We start from the raw sequence: 19,647 nt of genomic DNA on the forward strand, positions 1-19,647 counted from the left end.
ACGTGAGCATCAATCCATTCGATGACGACAAGGGAAGCTTTTTCGTCTTGATCAACGACGAGGAGCAGCACAGCCTGTGGCCGGCGTTTGCCGACGTGCCGGCTGGTTGGCGGGTGGTATTCGGCGAGGCGGACCGCGCTGCATGCCTTGACTACATCGAGCAAAACTGGACCGATATTCGGCCGAAGAGCCTGCGCGAGAGGTTGGCGCAGGGCGGGGCTCTTGAGCGCTGAACCGCCTGGGTGGGGAAGTCGAATAATGGAACAAGACGACGGCGCATTGCCGCTTTCGCGCGGTCAGTTGGATATCTGGCTCTCACATGAAAGCGGCCTTGCGGGTACGGAGTGGCAGCTCGGCCTTTTAGGACGAATCGACGGATCGGTCGACCGCGAGCTTCTTGAGCGAGCGGTCCGGCAAGCCATGGACGAGGCAGAGCCCGCCAGGGCGGCGTTCTTCGAAGTCGACGGCCAGGTGGTCCAGAAGGCACTCGATTATTCGGACCTCGACCTTCCTTTTTATGACGTCCGGGATGCCGACGATCCGGTGCAGAAGGTCCGTGAAATTGCGTCGTCGATTCAGCACACGCCCTTGCCATTGACGGGCCGGCTGGTCAAATTCGCATTGTTCCGCACGCAGCCGAATGAATATTATTTGTTCGGCCTCGGGCACCATATATCGGTTGACGGTTTGGGCATGGCGGTGGTCAGCCGTCGAATTGCCACAATTTATTCTGCACTGGTCGCGGGAGAACCGATTCCCGCGGCCTACTTTGGTTCGCTGAAGGATCTGGTCGACTGCGAGACGGCATACACGTCATCCAGCGAGTACCTGGACGACGAGGCGTACTGGAGCAACAACCTGCCGGCCGAAGGCGGGCTCGACTACGGGCTTCCCACTCCTGCCAGCGCACACGACGCATACACGACGTCGGCATCCGTGGAAGTGGATCAGGCGGTTGTCGGCCACATCAAGCAGCTGTCCAAAAGCCTGCGCATCCGGCGCTACTCGGTGACGACCGCGGCGGTCGCACTTCTGGTCCGCGCGTGGTCCGCCAACAGTTCTGAGGTGGCGCTCGACTTTCCGGTCAGCCGGCGAGTAACCGCGGAATCGAAGACTCTGCCTGCGATGCTCGCGGGCGTCGCGCCGCTGGTGTTGAACACCCCGCCGGATTGGACCGTCGGGGAGTTCTGCCGCCACGTCGACATCCGTATCCGGGAACTGCTGCAACATCAGCGCTACCCCGTCCACCTCCTGGAGGCGGGAGGCGGCGGTCCACGGCATGCGTCGAACCGGGTCGCGGTGAACTTCATCCCCGCGCGTCTCACGTTGGATCTCGCCGGTGCCCCGGTGACGGTGTCGTACACCAACCACGGTCCGATGGGCCACTTCGGTCTCTTCTTCATCGGCTCCAGCGACCAACTGTTTCTCAGCACAGCCGGTGCGGGACGGCCGTTCGCGGATTTCGGAGTCGCTGATCTGGCGCAGCGCATCCAGCGGGTGGTCACGGCGATGGCCGCCGATCCGGATCGCCCGCTGTCGTCGCTCGATCTGCTCGGCAGCGATGAGCACGACCTGCTCGCGCAGATCGGCCATCAGGGGGCGCTCAACGAGCATCTGCCCCACCTGTCGATTCCAGATCTGTTCGACCGCTACGTGAATCGCGCGCCCGACGCGCCGGCACTGACTTTCGAGGGTCACACGCTGACCTATCGCGAACTGGATGAGGCAGCCAATCGGCTGGCGCACGTGCTCAAGGGGCGCGGCGCCGGACCGGGTGAACGTGTCGCGCTGTTGTCGGAGCGGTCGGCCAAGGCCGTGATCGCGATCTTGGCGGTGCTCAAGACCGGGGCGGCTTATGTGCCCATCGACCCCGTCGTTCCCGCGGCTCGCATCGATTTCATCCTGGCCGACGCGGCACCGATCGCCGTGATCACCAGCGCCGGGGCCAAGTCTCGGTTGCATGCGCACGATGTCACCGTCATCGACATCGACGACCCCGCGGCAGCCGAGCAACCCGCCACCGCACCGGTGGGGCCCTCACCCGATGACATCGCATACATCATCTACACGTCGGGCACCACGGGAACCCCGAAGGGCGTGGCCGTCACCCATCACAACGTGACGCGGTTGATGGCAGCGCTGGAGTCCGGGTTGCCGCATCCGGGTGTCTGGCCGCTGTGCCATTCCCTGGCATTCGACGCCTCGGTGTGGGAGATCGGCAATGCGTTGCTGCGGGGCGGGCGACTCGTGGTCGTGCCAGAAGCGGTGGCAGGCGCACCGGAAGACTTCCACGCGCTGCTGGTCGCCGAGAAGGTCGACGCGTTCACCCAGACTCCGTCCGCCGTGGCCATGCTGCCGACCGAGGGTTTGCAGTCCTCGGCGCTCGTGGTCGTCGGCGAGGCCTGCCCCGCTTCGGTAGTGGAGCGATGGTCTCCGGCCACCCGCGTGATGGTCAACGGCTACGGCCCGACCGAGACCACGATCTGTGTGACGGTCAGCGATGCGCTCAAGCCCGGTGCGGCCGTTCCCATCGGCAAGCCCCTCCCCGGGGCCGCACTGTTCGTGCTGGACACCTGGATGCAGCCGGTTCCCACCGGTGTCGTCGGCGAGCTGTATGTCGCGGGCGACGGTGTGACGTGTGGGTACCTGGGCCGCTCGGGCCTCACGGCTTCCCGCTTCGTGGCGTGCCCGTTCGGCGAGCCCGGCACGCGCATGTATCGGACCGGAGACCTGGTCCGGTGGGGCGACGACGGGCAGCTGGAGTACCTGGGCCGCGCCGACGAACAGGTCAAGATCCGCGGCTACCGCATCGAGCTCGGCGAGGTCCAAGCTGCGCTGGCTGCCGTCGACGGCGTCGAGAACGCGGTTGTCATCGCGCGTGAGGACCGGCCCGGCGACAAGCGTCTGGTCGGATACATCACCGGGACAGCCGATCCGGTGGGCGTCCGGACCCAATTGGCAGATCGACTGCCGCCGTACATGGTGCCCGTTGCCGTCGTGGTGTTGGATTCGTTGCCGTTGACGGCCAACAACAAGTTGGACACCCGGGCCCTGCCCGCACCGGAATACCAAGGTGCGGCAAGCGATTATCGTGAACCGACCACAGCGGTCGAAGAGGTCTTGGCCGACATCTACGCGCAGGTCCTCGGACAGGACCGCGTCGGAGTCGACGATCCGTTCTTCGACCTGGGTGGCGACAGTATCCTGTCGATGCAGGTTGTCGCCCGGGCCCGAGCCGCAGGCCTGCAGTGCCGGCCGCGTGACATCTTCGTCGAGCAGACCGTGGCCCGGCTGGCTTCGGTCGTCAAGGTCACCGGCGGCGAAGCGGCGGTGGTCGACGAGGGTATCGGTTCGGTGGTGGCCACGCCGATCATGCGGTGGCTCAACACCATTGACGGCTCGGTGGACGAGTTCAACCAGACGTTGGTGCTGCAGGCGCCTGCCGGAGTGTCCGAACCGGACGTGGCCGTTGTGCTGCAGGCCCTGCTCGACAGGCATCCCACGCTCCGGATGGTCGCCGCGACGAGCGAATCAGGTACCGAGCAGAACGGCGAGTGGTCACTGACCGTGCCGGAGACGGCGAGCCTGGTCCTGCATTCGGTGGACGCATTGACCGACGACGCGATTCGCGCCGCCCGGGCCAAGCTGGATCCGGCGGCAGGGCATATGCTCAGCGCCCTGTGGGTGCCCGAGACCGGGCAGTTGGCACTGGTGGTCCACCACCTGGCGGTCGACGGGGTGTCCTGGCGAATTCTGTTGGAAGACCTCAACATCGCGTGGGCTCAGCATCACAGCGGGCAGTCTGTCGAGTTGCCGGCCGGCGGCACGTCGTTCGTCCGATGGTCGGCGCTGCTCGAGGAGTATGCGCGCACCTCGGAGGTGGAGAGCCAGGCGGACGCCTGGCAGCAGGTTCTGACGACGCCGGCCGCGCTGCCCGCGACCACGGACACCCACGCCGAGGCCGGCCGGCTATCCGTCGAGCTGGATCCTGACACCACACGGTTGCTGCTCGGTGAGGTTCCCGCGGCGTTTCATGCAGGCGTGCAAGATATTCTGCTGATCGCATTCGGGCTTGCCTGGGCGGAATTCCTCGGCACGGGCAAGGCCCCGGTCGGTATCGACGTCGAGGGACACGGCCGTGTCGAAGAGCTGGGCGGCACCGTCGACCGAGATATCGACCTGTCCCGGACCGTAGGCTGGTTCACCACCAAATACCCGGTGTCGTTGGCTGTCGGTGGGATGTCCTGGGCACAGGTCGCCGCGGGTGAATCAGCTCTCGGCCCGGTGGTCAAGGACGGCAAGGAACAGCTCCGGGCCCTGCCGGACGGCCTGACCTACGGGCTACTTCGCTATCTCAATCCCGATGTGGAGCTTGCCGGTTCGGATCCGACGATCGGTTTCAACTACCTTGGGCGGCTCGGTGCCGGGGCCGGTGACCTCGCGGGCGATCTGTGGCGTATCGATTCGGCGAGCCTGCCGATGACGGACGTGGCCGCTGCGGTGCCGATGCCGTTGGCGCACACCGTCGAACTCAATGCGGGAACGTTGGACGGCGACACCGGACCGCGCCTGCAGGCCAACTGGACATGGGCGCCGTCGGCGCTCGACGAGGAGCAGGTCGGCCGGCTGAGCCGGTTGTGGTTCGAAGCCCTGGCGGGTATCTGTGCGCACGTGCAACACGGCGGCGGTGGGCTCACCCCGTCCGACCTCGCGCCGGCCCGCTTGACTCAGCAGCAGATCGACGAACTGCAGCAGCAGTACCGAATCGCCGACGTGCTGCCGTTGACCCCGCTGCAGCAGGGGCTGCTGTTCCAGGCCAGCTTCCAGGCCGCAGCGGAGGACGCGGGAGATCCGGGGGACTCCCGCGACGACGTCTATGCCGTTCAGCTCGGCATCACGATGGCCGGTACCCTCGACCCGCAACGCCTGCGCGATGCCGTGCACGCGGTGGTCGAGCGTCATCCGAACCTCGCACCGCGGTTCTGCGAGGACTTCGGCGAACCCGTACAGGTCCTTCCGGTCGATCCGGTGATCGCCTGGCAGTACGTCGAACTCGATTCCGATGAGCAGATCGATCAGTTGTGCGCCGCCGAGCGGACCGCTGTATGCGACCTGGCCGGGCAACCGACGTTCCGGGCTGCGCTCATCCGGACCGGCGACGATGTCCATCGGCTCGTGATGACCCTGCACCACATCGTGATCGACGGATGGTCGCTGCCGGTGCTGCTACAGGAGATCTTCGCCGGGTACTTCGGGCAGCGGCTGACCGCGCCCACGCCGTACCGGAACTTCGTCAGCTGGCTTGCCACCCAGGACCGCGATGTCGCCCAGGCAACCTGGCGCGAGGTGTTCGACGGTTTCGACACCCCGACCCTCGTCGCCCCGCCTACCCAGGCGGGGCCGCGCGGTGTCCAGTCGCATCGGGTGTCCGCCGAGATCACCCAAGCCCTAGGCGAACTCGCGCGGGCACATCGCACCACTGTCAATACGGTGTTGCAGGCCGCATGGGCGCAGATGCTGGCATCGCTGACCGGACAGCACGACGTCGCATTCGGCGCCGCGGTGTCCGGTCGTCCGGCCGACCTCGCAGGCGCGGAATCGATTGTGGGCCTGCTGATCAACACCGTCCCGGTCCGCGCGACCATCACCGCGACCACCACCGTCGTCGAGCTGCTGGACCAACTGCAGCGCACCCACAACGACACCGTCGAGCACGAGCACCTCTCGCTGGCCGAAATCCATCGCGCCGCGGGCCACGACCGGTTGTTCGACACTCTGTTCGTCTACGAGAACTACCCGATCGACGCCGGTGCGCTGCTCGGTGTGCAGGACCTGGCCGTCACGGATTTCACCAGTCGCGAGTACAACCACTACCCGCTGTCCATGGTGGCGATGCCCGGTCACGAACTCGGCCTGCGCGTCGAGTTCGACACCGAGGTTTTCGACGAGGCGGCGGTCGACATCCTGGTCAAGCGCATGCATCACGTGCTCGAGGCCATGGTCGCCGACCCCACGCGACGGGTGTCCTCCATCGACGTGCTCGATTCCACCGAGCACGATCAACTCGACCAGTGGGGCAACCGCGCAGTGCTGGCCGAGCCGGTGACGGGTTCGCCGTCGATTCCGGCGTTGTTCGCCGAGCAGGTGGTGCGTGCTCCGGAGGCCGTCGCTATTACCTGCAGCGGGCGGTCATTGACCTACCGCGAGCTGGACGAGGCCTCAAACCGGTTGGCGCACTTGCTGTCCAGCCGGGGTGCCGGCCCGGGCGAGCGGGTGGCCCTGCTGCTTCCCCGCACCGAGGAGGCCGTCGTGGCCATCCTTGCGGTGCTCAAGACCGGTGCGGCGTACCTGCCGATCGATCCGGCGCACCCGGATGCCCGTATCGAGTTCACGCTCAACGATGCCGCACCGATCGCGGCCGTCACCACGGCGGACCTGCTTGGCAGGCTCACGGGGCCCGGGCTGCCCGAGATGTCGGTGATCGACGTCGACGACCCCGTGGTCGACGGACAGCCGCAGACCGCGCTGCCGGCTCCGACGTCCGACAACATCGCCTACATCATCTACACCTCGGGGACCACCGGTAAACCGAAGGGCGTAGCGGTCACCCACCGCAACGTGACCCGGCTACTGGAGTCGCTGGACGCCGAGCTGGCGTTGGGACAGGTGTGGACGCAATGCCATTCGTTGGCGTTCGACTACTCGGTGTGGGAGCTCTGGGGCGCCCTGCTCTACGGCGGCCGGCTGCTGATCGTGCCGGACGCGGTCGTCCGCTCACCCGAAGATTTCCATGCCCTGCTGGTCACCGAACAGGTGAGCATGCTGAGCCAGACGCCTTCGGCGTTCTATGCGCTGCAGACAGCCGACACCCTGCAGCCTGAACTCGGACAGCAGCTGAAACTGCAGACTGTGGTCTTCGGCGGGGAAGCGCTTGAACCGCAACGGCTTTCACCGTGGTTGCGCAGCCACCCAGGCATGCCGCGACTGATCAACATGTACGGCATCACCGAGACGACGGTGCACGCCTCGTTCCGCGAGATCAGTGACGGCGACCTCGCCAATAGCGTCAGCCCCATCGGTGTTCCGTTGGAGCACTTGGCTTTCTTCGTCCTAGACGGTTGGCTGCGCCAGGTCCCGGTCGGGGTGGTCGGCGAGTTGTACGTCGCAGGCACCGGATTGGCTGCCGGTTACATCGGCCGTCCGGATCTGTCGTCGACCCGCTTCGTCGCGTGCCCGTTCGGCGCGCCCGGTGCCCGGATGTACCGCACCGGGGACCTGGTGCAGTGGGGCGCCGACGGGCAACTGCGGTACGTGGGACGTGCCGACAAACAGGTCAAGATCCGCGGCTACCGCATCGAGCTGGGTGAAGTACATGCCGCGCTGGCCGGTCTGGACGGAGTCGGCCAGGCGGCCGTCATCGCTCGCGAGGACCGGCCCGGCGACAAGCGCCTGGTGGGTTACGTCACCGAGACGACGCCGGGAACGATCGATCCGACTGCGGCGCGCGCGACGCTGTCCGACCGTCTCCCGACGTACATGGTGCCGTCTGCGGTGGTGGTGCTGGACACGCTGCCCCTGACCGTGAACGGCAAACTCGACACCAAGGCCCTGCCTGCACCGGAGTATCAGGACGCCGAGCAGTACCGAGCGCCGGTCAACGCCATCGAGGAGATCCTCAGCGGCATCTACGCCCAGGTGCTCGGGGTCGAGCGCGTCGGCGTCGACGACTCGTTCTTCGACCTTGGCGGGGACAGCATTTCGTCGATGCAGGTGGTCGCGCGGGCGCGTGCGGCGGGCCTCATCTGCCGGCCGCGCGACATCTTCGTCGAGCAGACCGTCAGCAGGCTGGCCCGGGTCGCGACGTTCGCCGACAATGAGTCGACCGTCGTCGACGAGGGCACCGGCGCGGTGGTGGCCACGCCGATCATGCGGTGGTTGCACGAACTCGACGGCCCGACCGACCAGTTCAACCAGACCGTGGTGCTGCAGGCCCCGGCGGGCGTCACCGACGCCGACGTCGTTGTGGTGCTGCAGGCCCTGCTGGATCGGCACGGCATGCTGCGACTGACGAGCGAAACAACGGAGACCGGCGAATGGTCGCTGTCCGTTCCCGCGGTCGGCTCGGTCGATGCAGGCACCTGCCTGCACGTCGTGGACGCACTGTCCGATGATGCGCTGCTGGCGGCGCGGTCACGGCTCGATCCCGCTGCCGGGGCCATGCTCACCGCACTGTGGGTGCCCGAGACCAGGCGCTTGGCATTGATGGTCCACCATCTGGCGGTCGATGCGGTGTCATGGCGAATCCTGTTGGAAGACTTGAACATCGCGTGGGCACAGCACCGCAGCGGTCAGGAGGTGGCGCTGCCGGGCGGGGGAACCTCGTTCGCGCGGTGGGCGCGCGTCCTCGATGACCACGCCCGGGCCGATGCGGTCGTCGGCACGGCCGCCGCCTGGCGACAGGTCACGGCCACCCCGGCCGCGTTGCCTGCCGTGCAGCCCGCGTTGGACACCTACGCCAACGCCGGGCAGTTGTCGCTGGAACTGGATGCCGCGACCACCCAGCAGTTGCTGACCGAGGTGCCCTCGGCGTTTCACGCAGGCGTGCAAGACATCCTGCTGATCGCGTTCGGGTTGGCCGCCACCGAGTTCCTCGGTGCCGGTGACGCTCCGGTCGGTGTCGACGTCGAGGGGCACGGCCGCGTCGAGGAGATCGGATCGGGCGCCGACTCGCACATCGACCTGTCCCGCACGGTCGGATGGTTCACCTCCAAGTACCCGGTGTCGTTGGCAGTCGGCGGAATGACCTGGGAGCAGGTGTGTTCCGGTGACACTGCGCTCGGATCGGTCATCAAGGCGGCCAAGGAGCAGCTGCGGGCTCTGCCCGACGGCCTGACCTATGGTCTGCTGCGCTACCTGAATCCGGACGTGGAACTCGGCGGATCCGATCCGGCCCTCGGGTTCAACTACCTCGGGCGCCTTGGCGCAGGCGCAGGCGACCTGTCCGACGAGCTGTGGCAGATCGATCAGGATGCCGTGGCGGTGACCGCCGCAGCCACGGCGGTACCGACCCCACTGGGTCACACCGTGGAGCTCAACGCCGGAATCCTGGACGGCGGCAACGACATCGACGACGGTCCGCGCCTGCACGCGACCTGGACCTGGGCGCTGTCGGCACTGGACCACGCGCAGGTCACCCGGTTGAGCCAGCTGTGGTTCGACGCATTGGCCGGGATCTGCGCGCATGTGCGCCTCGGTGGCGGTGGGTTGACGCCGTCCGACGTCGCGCCCGCGCGACTGGACCAGCAGCAGATCGATGAACTGCAGCAGCGCTACGACATCACCGACGTGCTGCCGCTGACGCCGCTGCAGCAGGGACTGTTGTTCCACACCGGTGCTGCTCAGGGCCACGAGGACCTGTATTCGGTTCAGCTGGACATCAGCATGACCGGTTCGGTCGATCCCGACCGGCTGCGCGATGCCGTGCATGACGTGCTGAGGCGCCGCCCGAACGTGGTGGCCCGGTTCTTCGAAGATTTCGGTGAGCCGGTGCAGCTGCTCTCGGCCGATCCCGAACTGGCGTGGCAATACGTCGAACTGGCCGAGAATGCCGATGTCGACGGGCAGATCGCCCGGCTGTCGGCCGCGGAACGTGCGGCGGTGTGCGATCTGGCGAACAAGCCGCCGTTCCGGGCCGCCCTGATCCGCACCGCGGTCGACCGCTACCGGTTCATCCTCACCAACCACCACATCGTGCTCGACGGTTGGTCGAAACCGATCCTGCTGCAAGAGATCTTCGCCGGCTACTTCGGTGCGCGGCTGCCCGCCCCGGTGCCGTACCGGAGGTTCGTCAGCTGGCTGTCCGATCAGGACAACGCGGCCGCCAGGGAGGCGTGGCGCCGGGTGTTCGCCGGGTTCGACACTCCGACGCTGATCGGTCCGCCCGGCCGGCTGTCCCTCGGGCGGCGTGGCGTCGAGTCTTTCCAGGTCGATGCCGAGACCACCAAGGCCCTCGCCGATCTGGCGCGTTCGTGCCACACCACCGTCAGCACGGTGCTGCAGGCCGCGTGGGCCCAGTTGCTGATGTGGCTGACCGGTCAGCACGACGTCGCTTTCGGCACAGCGGTTTCCGGTCGGCCCGCCGACCTGGCCGGCGCCGACTCGATGGTGGGTCTGCTGATCAACACGGTGCCGGTGCGGGCGACGATCACACCTGCGACGACCATCGCCAGCCTGCTCGACCAACTGCAGGGGGCGTACACCGATACCCTGGACCATCAGCACCTCGCCCTGGCCGAGGTGCACCGCGCGACTGGCCATGACCAGCTGTTCGACACGGTTTTCGTCTACGAGAACTACCCGATCGACACGGCTGCATTGCTGGGCGTGCACGAATTGGCCATCACTGACTTCGCCAATCGCGAATACAACCATTACCCGCTTTCGGTGCAAGCCGTTCCGGGTCATGAACTGGGCCTTCGCGTCGAATTTGACACTGACGTCTTCGACGCGGCCCGCATCGGCAGGTTGGTAAACCGGTTACGACGGGTACTGGTGGCCATGACCGCAGAGACGAGGGAGCAGTCATGAGCATCGACTCCAGTCGCACGTTGTTGTCGTTCGATCTACTCGACGACGGTGAGCACGATCAACTCGACGAATGGGGCAACCGGGCCGTGCTCACCGGGCCCGCGCGCACGCCGGTGTCGATTCCGACCCTGTTCTCCCGTCAAGCAGTTCGCGCGCCGCAAGCGGTTGCGCTCGTCAGCGGTGACCGGTCGTGGACATATCGCGAGCTGAACGAGGCCACCAATCGGTTGGCGCACCTGCTGGCCGACCACGGCGCGGGCCCGGGCGAGACCGTTGCGCTGCTGCTCCCGCGTTCGGGGCAGGCGATCGTGGCAATCCTGGCGGTGCTCAAGACCGGCGCGGCGTATCTGCCGATAGACCCCGCACATCCCGATGCCCGCATCGAGTTCATGATGTCGGATGCGCTGCCGGTGGCGGCCTTGACCACCGCGGATCTGCGGACGCGTCTGAACGGCACCGATGTCCCGGTGCTCGACATCGACGATCCTGCCGTCGACAGCAGGCCGAGCACCGCGCTGCCGGGCCCGAAACCCGACGATCTGGCGTACATGACCTACACGTCCGGCACCACCGGCGTCCCGAAAGCGGTTGCGGTCACCCACAACAACGTGACTCAGCTGGTCGACGGACTGCACGCCGACCTGCCTTCGGGCCCGGGTCAGGTGTGGTCCCAGTGGCATTCGCTGGTCTTCGACGTATCGGTCTGGGAGATCTGGGGCGCGCTGCTCCGCGGCGGCCGCCTGGTGGTGGTACCCGAATCGATCGCGAGCTCACCCGAGGATCTGCACAAGCTGCTGGTCTCCGAAAAGGTGACCGTGCTCTGCCAAACCCCTTCGGCGGCAGGCATGTTGTCGCCGGAGCACCTGGATTCGACGACGCTGGTCGTGGCCGGCGAAGCGTGCCCGACGGAGCTGGTCGACCGGTGGGCGACACCCGGGCGGGTGATGATCAACGCGTACGGCCCGACCGAGGCGACGATCTACGCGGCGATGAGCAAACCGCTGAAGGCGGGATCAGGGGCGGCCCCGATCGGATCGCCGGTACCCGGCGCGGCTCTGTTCGTGCTCGACCAGTGGCTGCGACCCGCGCCCGAGGGTGTGGTCGGCGAGCTGTACGTGGCCGGAACCGGTGTGGCGACGGGATATTCGCGTCGTCCCGGGTTGACCGCATCCCGATTCATTGCCTGCCCGTTCGGCAAGCCGGGCGATCGGATGTACCGCACCGGTGACCTGGTGCGCTGGGGTGATGACGGGCAGCTGCAGTACCTGGGCCGCTCCGATGAGCAGGTCAAGATCCGCGGGTACCGCATCGAACTCGGCGAGGTACAGGCTGCCCTGGCCCGGCTCGACGGCGTGGATCAGGCGGTCGTGATCGCGCGGGAGGACCGTCCCGGTGACAAGCGGCTCGTCGGGTACATCACCGGCACCGCCGATCCCACCGCGTTGCGGGCCGAACTGGCCCAACGCCTGCCCACCTACATGGTGCCTGCCGCCATCGTGACCATCGAGTCGATTCCGTTGACCGTCAACGGAAAACTCGACAGGCGCGCGCTGCCTGCCCCGGAGTACCGCAGCAATGGCAGCGACTACCGGGCCCCGTCGACCCCGGTCGAGGAGATTCTCGCCGAGATCTACGCCCAGGTGCTCGGACAGGACCGCGTCGGCGTCGACGATTCGTTCTTCGATCTGGGCGGCGACAGCATCCTGTCGATGCAGGTGGTGGCGCGCGCCCGTGCAGCGGGTGTGTCGTGCCGCCCGCGTGACATCTTCGTCGAGCAGACCGTGAGCAGGTTGGCTCAGGTCTCGAGGTTCACCGACGCCGAGTCGACCGTGGTCGACGACGGTATCGGCCCGGTGGTGGCCACCCCGATCATGCGGTGGCTGCAGACGGTGCAGGGCCCGGTCGACCAGTTCAACCAGACCTTGGTGCTGCAGGCCCCCGACGGGGTCACCGAAGCCGACGTGCTCGTCGTGCTGCAGGCCCTGCTGGACCGACACGCAACGTTGCGGATGCAGGCGCCGATCGTGGACGGCGACTGGTCCCTGCTGGTTCCTGACCAGGGTGCGGTCGCCGCACGCTCGTGCCTGCGCACCGTGGAGGCGCTGTCCGACGATGCGTTGATCGAGGCGCGGTCCCGGCTGAACCCGGCGACCGGGGCCATGGTCAGCGCGGTGTGGGCGGCGGACGCGCGGCAGCTGGTGCTGATGATCCATCACCTCGCCGTCGACGGTGTGTCGTGGCGAATTCTGCTGGAAGACCTGAATATCGCGTGGGCGCAGCATCACAGCGGCCAGCAGATCGAATTGCCTTCGGGCGGTACGTCGTTCGCCCGGTGGACGGCGCTGCTGGCAGACCATGCGCGCGACAGTGCCGTGGTGGAACTCGCCGCCACGTGGCGCCGGGTGGCACAGACCCCGGCCGCGTTGCCCGCCGTCCAACCGGACATCGACACCTACGCCAATGCAGGCCAACTGTCGGTCTCGCTCGACGCCGACACCACGAAGCAACTGCTCGCCGAGGTGCCCGCGGCATTCCATGCAGGCGTGCAAGACATCCTGCTGATCGCGTTCGGCCTGGCCTGGGCGGAATACCTGGGAACGGGCGCCGCGCCGATCGGTATCGACGTCGAGGGTCACGGCCGGGTCGAAGACCTCACATCCGATGTCGACTTGTCCCGCACCGTGGGCTGGTTCACCAGCAAGTACCCCGTCGCGCTCGCCGTGGGCGAGCTGTCATGGCAGCAGGTGACCGCAGGCGATGCCGCGCTGGGCCCGATCATCAAGTCCGCCAAGGAACAACTGCGTGCGCTGCCCGACGGCGTCACCTACGGCCTGCTGCGGTACCTGAACCCCGATGTGGACATCGACGGGCTGGATCCGACCATCGGCTTCAACTACCTGGGACGCCTCGGTGCCGGTGCGGGCGACCTGTCCGACGAGCTGTGGCGCATCGACCAGGACGCGTTGACACTCACCGGTGCGGCCTCGGCGGTGGCGATGCCGCTGATGCACACCGTCGAACTCAACGCGGGCACAGTGGATTCCGACTCCGGACCCCGGCTGCAAGCGGGTTGGACCTGGGCGCCTTCGGCCATGGACCAGGCCCAGGCCGACCGACTGAGTCGACTGTGGTTCGAAGCGCTGGCGGGCATCTGCGCTCACGTGCGCAACGGCGGAGGCGGGTTCACGCCGTCCGATCTGCTCCCGGCGCGGTTGAGCCAGGAGCAGATCGACGATCTGGCACAGCGGCACGCCATCGCAGACGTGCTGCCGTTGACCCCGGTGCAGGAAGGTCTGCTCTTCCACTCGACCATCGCGCGGGGCACCGAGAACGATGTCTACGCAGTGCAGTTGGACATCACCGTGACCGGTGTCCTCGACCAGCATCGCCTGCGCGACGCCGTGCACGCGGTCGTCGCGCGTCACCCGAACCTCGCGGCCCGATTCTGCGAACTGGCCGACGAGGCCGTGCAGATCATCCCTGCCGACCCGGTGATCGCCTGGCGCTACCTCGATCTGAGGGGCGACGACCTGACCCCGGACGACGAGATCGAGCGCCTCTGCACTGCGGAACGCGCCGCGGTGTGCGATCTGGTGGAACGGCCGACGTTCCGCGCCACGTTGATCCGCACCTCGGGCAATCAGCACCGCTTCGTGCTGACCTTCCACCACATCGTGATCGACGGGTGGTCACTGCCGATCCTGCTGCAGGAGATCTTCGCCGGGTACTTCGGTCATCGGCTGCCCGCTGCGCCGTCGTACCGCAGCTTCGTCAGCTGGCTGGGCCGTCAGGATCGTGAAGCTGCCCGGGCGGCGTGGCGCGAGGTGTTGGACGGGTTCACCACGCCCACCCTGGTCGCACCGCCGGGCCAGGGCGGGCCACGTGGTGTCGAGTCCTACCGATTGTCGGCCGAGACCACGAAAGCCCTTGGCGAACTGGCTCGTTCATGCCACACGACGGTGAACACCGTGCTGCAGGCGGCGTGGGCTCAGCTGCTCATGGCCTTGACGGGGCAACGTGACGTGGCATTCGGCACTGCGGTCTCCGGCCGTCCTGCGGAATTGGCAGGCTCCGAGTCCATCGTGGGCCTGCTGATCAATACCGTGCCGGTGCGGGCGCATACCACCGCGACCACCACCGTCGCCGATCTGCTCGACCAGTTGCAGCAGCACCACAACGACACCATCGAGCACGAGCACTTGGCGCTCAACGAGATTCATCACGTCGCGGGACACGACCAACTGTTCGACACGCTGTTCCTGTACGAGAGCTATCCGATCGACACCAGCGCCTTCGCGGGTGTGCACGAGCTGGCGGTCACCGAGTTCAACAACCGCGAGTACAACCACTACCCGCTGTCGGTGATGGCCCTGCCGGGGCATGAACTGGGTCTGCGCGTCGAGTTCGACGCCGAGGCGTTCGACGTGGCCGCCATCGAGGCGCTCGTCGAGCGGTTCCAGCGGGTGCTTGAGACCATGACGGCCGATCCCACCAGGCGGCTGTCGTCGATGGACGTGGTCGAGCCGGGCGAACGCGCCGTCATCGACACGTGGGGCAACCGCGCGTTGTTGTCGCAGCCCGTGACTGCGTCGAAGTCGATTCCGGAGCGGTTCTCCGAGCAGGTGGACCGTGACCCGGGGGCCATCGCGGTGACGTTCGACGGTCGCTCCCTGACCTATGGCGAACTCGACGAGGATGCCAACCGGCTGGCGAACCTGCTGGCGGTCTACGGCGCGGGTCCGGGGGAGTCGGTGGCCCTGCTGGTGCCGCGGTCGGACGAAGCCATCGTCGCGATCCTGGCGGTGCTCAAGACGGGCGCGGCGTACCTGCCGATCGACCCGTCCGTGCCGACCTCGCGGTTGGAGTTCATGCTCGCCGACGCCAAGCCGATCGCTGCGGTCACGACCGCGGATCTGCGTCCGCGGCTGGAGAATTCCGATCTGCTGGTCGTCGAGGTCGACGATCCCGACGATCCCGCGACCGCGATCTACCCGAGCACCACGCTGCTGCCGCCTTCCCCCGACGACATCGCGTACACGATCTACACGTCGGGGACGACGGGCGTGCCCAAGGGCGTCGCGATCACGCACAGCAACGTCACCCAGGTGCTGGAGAAGTTGCATCCCGACATGCCTGCCGGCCCGGGACAGGTGTGGTCGCAATGGCATTCGCTGGTCTTCGACGTCTCGGTGTGGGAGATCTGGGGCGCGCTGCTGCACGGTTCCCGGCTGGTGATCGTGCCCGAGCACATCGCGGGTGCGCCCGACGACCTGCACAAGCTGTTGATCGCCGAACAGGTCACCGTGCTGTACCAGACACCTTCCGCGGTCGGCATGTTGTCGCCGGAAGGACTGGAGAACACAGCGTTGGTCGTGGCTGGTGAGGCCTGCCCGACCGAGGTCGTCGATCGGTGGGCGACCGGGCGGGTGATGCTCAACGCCTACGGCCCGACCGAGGCGACGATCTACGCGGCGATCAGCGCTCCGCTCAAGAAGTCGTCGGGACCGGTCGTGCCGATCGGTTCGCCGGTGCCGACCGGTGCCACGTTCGTGCTCGACGAATGGTTGCGGCCCGTACCGGCCGGCGTGGTCGGCGAGCTGTACCTGGCTGGTCGGGGCCTGGGCCTGGGGTATGTGAACCGCGCCGGATTGTCGGCGTCGCGGTTCGTGGCATGCCCGTTCGGCCAGCCCGGAGACCGGATGTACCGCACCGGCGACCTCGTGCAATGGGGTCCCGACGGGCAGTTGCAGTATCTCGGCCGCGCCGACGAGCAGGTCAAGATTCGCGGGTACCGCATCGAACTCGGCGAGATCCAGGCTGCGCTCGCCGACCTGGAAGGCGTCGAGCAGGCAGCGGTGATCGCGCGGGAAGACCGTCCTGGCGACAAGCGCCTGGTCGGTTACGTCACCGGATCAGCAGACCCGGCCGCACTGCGTGGTGCATTGGCTCAGCGCCTGCCCACCTACATGATCCCGGCGGCCATCGTGGTGGTGCCCGCGCTGCCCTTGACGGTCAACGGCAAGCTCGATCGCCGTGCGCTGCCTGCCCCTGAATACCGCAGTGCCGCAGGCACCTACAAGGCACCAGCGAACCCGGTCGAGGAAACCATCGCAGGCATCTATGCCCACGTGTTGGGTGTGGACCGGGTCGGCGTCGAAGACTCGTTCTTCGACCTCGGCGGCGATTCCATCTCCGCGATGCGGGTGATCGCGGCGATCAACACGGCCCTCGACGCGCAACTCGCGGTCCGAACCCTGTTCGAGGCGCCGACGGTGCGGTCGCTGAGCCATCAGCTCGACAGCGCCGACGAAGCGGACACGGCGCCGGGTGTCGGTGGTGTCAGCTTCGCGTCCGTGCACGGCAGCACCGGTAGCGGTGAGGTCCACGCGCGGGATCTGACGCTGAACAAGTTCATCGACAGCACGACCTTGAGGACAGCTCCCACGCTGCCGCGTCCGGACGGACACGTGCAGACCGTGCTGCTGACCGGGGCCACCGGATTCCTGGGCCGCTATCTGCTGCTGGACTGGCTCAAGCGGCTGCGTCGTGTCGACGACACGGTGATCTGCCTGGTCCGGGGCAAGTCGGACGAGGATGCGCGTCGTCGCCTCGAGGCGACCTTCGACACCGACCCCGTCCTGCGCAAGCACTTCAAGGAACTGGCGGCCGAGCGCCTGCAGGTCATCGCCGGAGACAAGGGTGAACCGAATCTCGGGTTGGACGAGCAGAGATGGCACGAGCTGGCCGAACGCGTCGACCTGATCGTCGACTCCGCGGCGTTCGTCAACAGCGTGCTGCCATACTGGGAGTTGTTCGGACCCAACGTCATCGGTACCGCCGAGCTGATCAGGTTCGCGCTCACCACCAAGCTCAAGCCGTACACCTTCGTGTCCACGTCGGATGTCGGACGTCAGATCGAACCCTCGCTGTTCACCGAGGACGCCGACATCCGGCAGATCAGCGCCACTCGTACGGTCGACGCCAGTTACGCCAACGGCTACGGCAACAGCAAGTGGGCGGGCGAGGTGCTGCTGCGCGAAGCCCACGACCTGTGTGGACTTCCCGTCGCGGTGTTCCGGTCGGGCATGATCATGGCCGAGCCGACCTACGCGGGCCAGCTGAACGTGTCGGACACGGTGACCCGCATGGTGCTGAGCATCGTGGCCACCGGTTTGGCGCCCCAGTCGTTCTACCAACTCGGCGACGGAGGCACCCGTCAACGGGCCCACTTCGACGGTCTGCCCGTCGATTTCGTCGCGGAGGCGATCATCACGCTGGGTTGGCAGGTAGCCCGGTCGGCGTCGGCGCAGTTCGAGACGTATCACGTGATGAACCCGCACGACGACGGCATCGGCATCGACACCTACGTCGACTGGCTCGTCGAGGCCGGCTATCCGATCGAACGGGTCGCCGACTTCGGCGAGTGGTTGCAGCGGTTCGAAGACGGTCTGCGCGCGTTGCCCGAACAGCAGCGGCAGAACTCGGTGCTGCAGATGCTGACGGTGCTGCGACAGCACACCGATGATCTGCAACCACCGGCACCGACCCGCGGCTCGTATGCCCCTGCGCACCGCTTCCACGAAGCGGTGCGGGCGGCGAATATTGGTAAGGCAAACGACATTCCGCACGTCTCGGCGCCGGTGATCGTCAAGTACGTCACCGACCTGCAGCAGCTCGGATTGCTCTGACCGATGTGGAGCCAAATTCTCGGCTGGGCGCTGTTGGTGGCATTGAACCCGATGCTGTTGGGTGGCATCGTGCTGGTGATCTCACGGCCTCGGCCGGAGCAGAATCTGTTCGCGTTCTGGGTAGCCTGTGTGGTTGTGAACGTGGTGGCGCTGGGGGGTGCGGTGACAGCGCTGCACAGCGTCCCGTCATTCGCGGCGTTCGCACACGGACTGTCCACGCGCGACCCTGAATCGGGGATCCAGCCCCTCGCACTGTGCACGGGAGTGCTCGCGCTGGGTATCGCCGCGTTCCTGGCGGTGCGCAGCCGCGTGCGGCCCCGGGTCGCTGCGTCCACCGCCGGCCGTGGTGAATCCACGGTGCTGGTCTTGGAATCGGACGAGCCGGACATCGATGCGCGCAGGCCGAGGCCTATCAGGTCCGCGCTGCATGCGGTGGCTTCCCCGGTCGTGCGGTTGATGGGGCGAGCGCGCGAAGAGTGGGACAGCGGAGCGCTGTGGGTATCGATGGCGCTGTCCCTGATCTATGTGCTGCCACCCCCGTTCATCCTCTTGATCAGCACGGTCATCGTCGCGTCGGGAACTCCGATCGTCACCCAGCTGGTCGCGGTCCTCGTGTTCGTCGCAGTGATGCTCGTGGTTTTCGAGGTCGCGCTGCTCAGTTATGCGATCGTCCCTGCCAAGACCCATGCGGTGCTGGAGATGGTGCATGGGTGGGCGTTGCTGCACCGCACGCAGATACTGATCGTCCTGCTCGGTCTGGTGGGGATCTGGCAGGTGCTCACGGGCGTGGGCCTTGCGTAAGACGCGGATCCCCGCGTGGGTCGCCGGCACGGCGGTCGTCGTCGGGGTCTGCGGCACCGCGGGTGCACCGGCGGTGCGCGCCGATCCGGAAAGTCCGCTGCTCCCACTGATCGACGCGGCAGCACAGCGCCTACAGACCGCTGACGCCGTCGCCGCGTACAAGTACCGCACCGGCGGCGCCGTCGACGACCCGAAGCGTGAACAGCAGGTGATCGACGCCGTGACGGCGGCGGCTGCAGCCGCCCACATCGATCCGGGCTACGTGGGCAGTATTTTTCGCAACCAGATCGACGCGACGAGCTCGGTCGAGTACACGCGGTTCGCGCAGTGGAAGATCGACCCCGGTGCGGTGCCTGCGAGCGCGCCGGACCTGTCCGAGACGCGGACGACGATCGACCGGCTCAACCAGACCATGGTGCGGGAGATGGCCGCACAGTGGGATGACCTTCATTCACCGTCCTGCGCAGTGGACCGCGACGCCGCGCTGAGTGCCGTGACCGCTTCCCGGGCGCTCGACCCGGTGTATCAGTCCGCCCTGGCGTACGCCACGCATACGTATTGCCCGTGAAGG

At 67.0% G+C, this 19,647-nt stretch carries 5 protein-coding genes; all 5 read left to right on the forward strand.

The window, feature by feature from the left end; all coding sequences use genetic code 11:
- Nucleotides 1–2: 2 nt before the first annotated feature.
- Genes BST13_RS13265 through BST13_RS13285 form a run of 5 tightly spaced genes read left to right on the forward strand, consistent with a single transcriptional unit; the run spans nucleotide 3 to nucleotide 19,644 of the window.
- On the forward strand, nucleotides 3–233 hold the full coding sequence (locus BST13_RS13265; RefSeq protein WP_029370308.1) for an MbtH family protein: 231 nt from the start codon (nucleotides 3–5) through the stop codon (nucleotides 231–233).
- Between the two features lie 25 nt (nucleotides 234–258).
- Nucleotides 259–10,587, forward strand: coding sequence for a non-ribosomal peptide synthetase (locus tag BST13_RS13270; protein WP_083164479.1), 10,329 nt, complete (start codon nucleotides 259–261; stop codon nucleotides 10,585–10,587).
- Nucleotides 10,584–18,275, forward strand: coding sequence for a non-ribosomal peptide synthetase (locus tag BST13_RS13275; RefSeq protein ID WP_083164480.1), 7,692 nt, complete (start codon nucleotides 10,584–10,586; stop codon nucleotides 18,273–18,275). The genes BST13_RS13270 and BST13_RS13275 overlap by 4 nt, the downstream gene beginning before the upstream one ends.
- A gap of 3 nt (nucleotides 18,276–18,278) precedes the next feature.
- Nucleotides 18,279–19,076 carry a GAP family protein gene (locus tag BST13_RS13280; RefSeq protein WP_083164481.1) on the forward strand — a complete coding sequence of 266 codons (798 nt, stop codon included), beginning with the start codon at nucleotides 18,279–18,281 and terminating at the stop codon, nucleotides 19,074–19,076.
- Complete coding sequence (locus BST13_RS13285; protein WP_281254745.1) at nucleotides 19,069–19,644, forward strand: chorismate mutase; 576 nt, start codon at nucleotides 19,069–19,071, stop codon at nucleotides 19,642–19,644. The genes BST13_RS13280 and BST13_RS13285 overlap by 8 nt, the downstream gene beginning before the upstream one ends.
- Nucleotides 19,645–19,647 lie beyond the last annotated feature (3 nt).

The sequence above is a fragment of the Mycobacterium aquaticum genome (assembly GCF_002086485.1).
Lineage (GTDB): Bacteria > Actinomycetota > Actinomycetes > Mycobacteriales > Mycobacteriaceae > Mycobacterium > Mycobacterium aquaticum.

Excerpts from the sequence above, each read along its gene's own strand:
- BST13_RS13270 (WP_083164479.1), top strand. The coding sequence starts at position 259 with ATGGAACAAGACGACGGCGCATTGCCGCTTTCGCGCGGTCAGTTGGAT.
- BST13_RS13280 (WP_083164481.1), top strand. The coding sequence starts at position 18,279 with ATGTGGAGCCAAATTCTCGGCTGGGCGCTGTTGGTGGCATTGAACCCG.
- BST13_RS13275 (WP_083164480.1), top strand. The coding sequence starts at position 10,584 with ATGAGCATCGACTCCAGTCGCACGTTGTTGTCGTTCGATCTACTCGAC.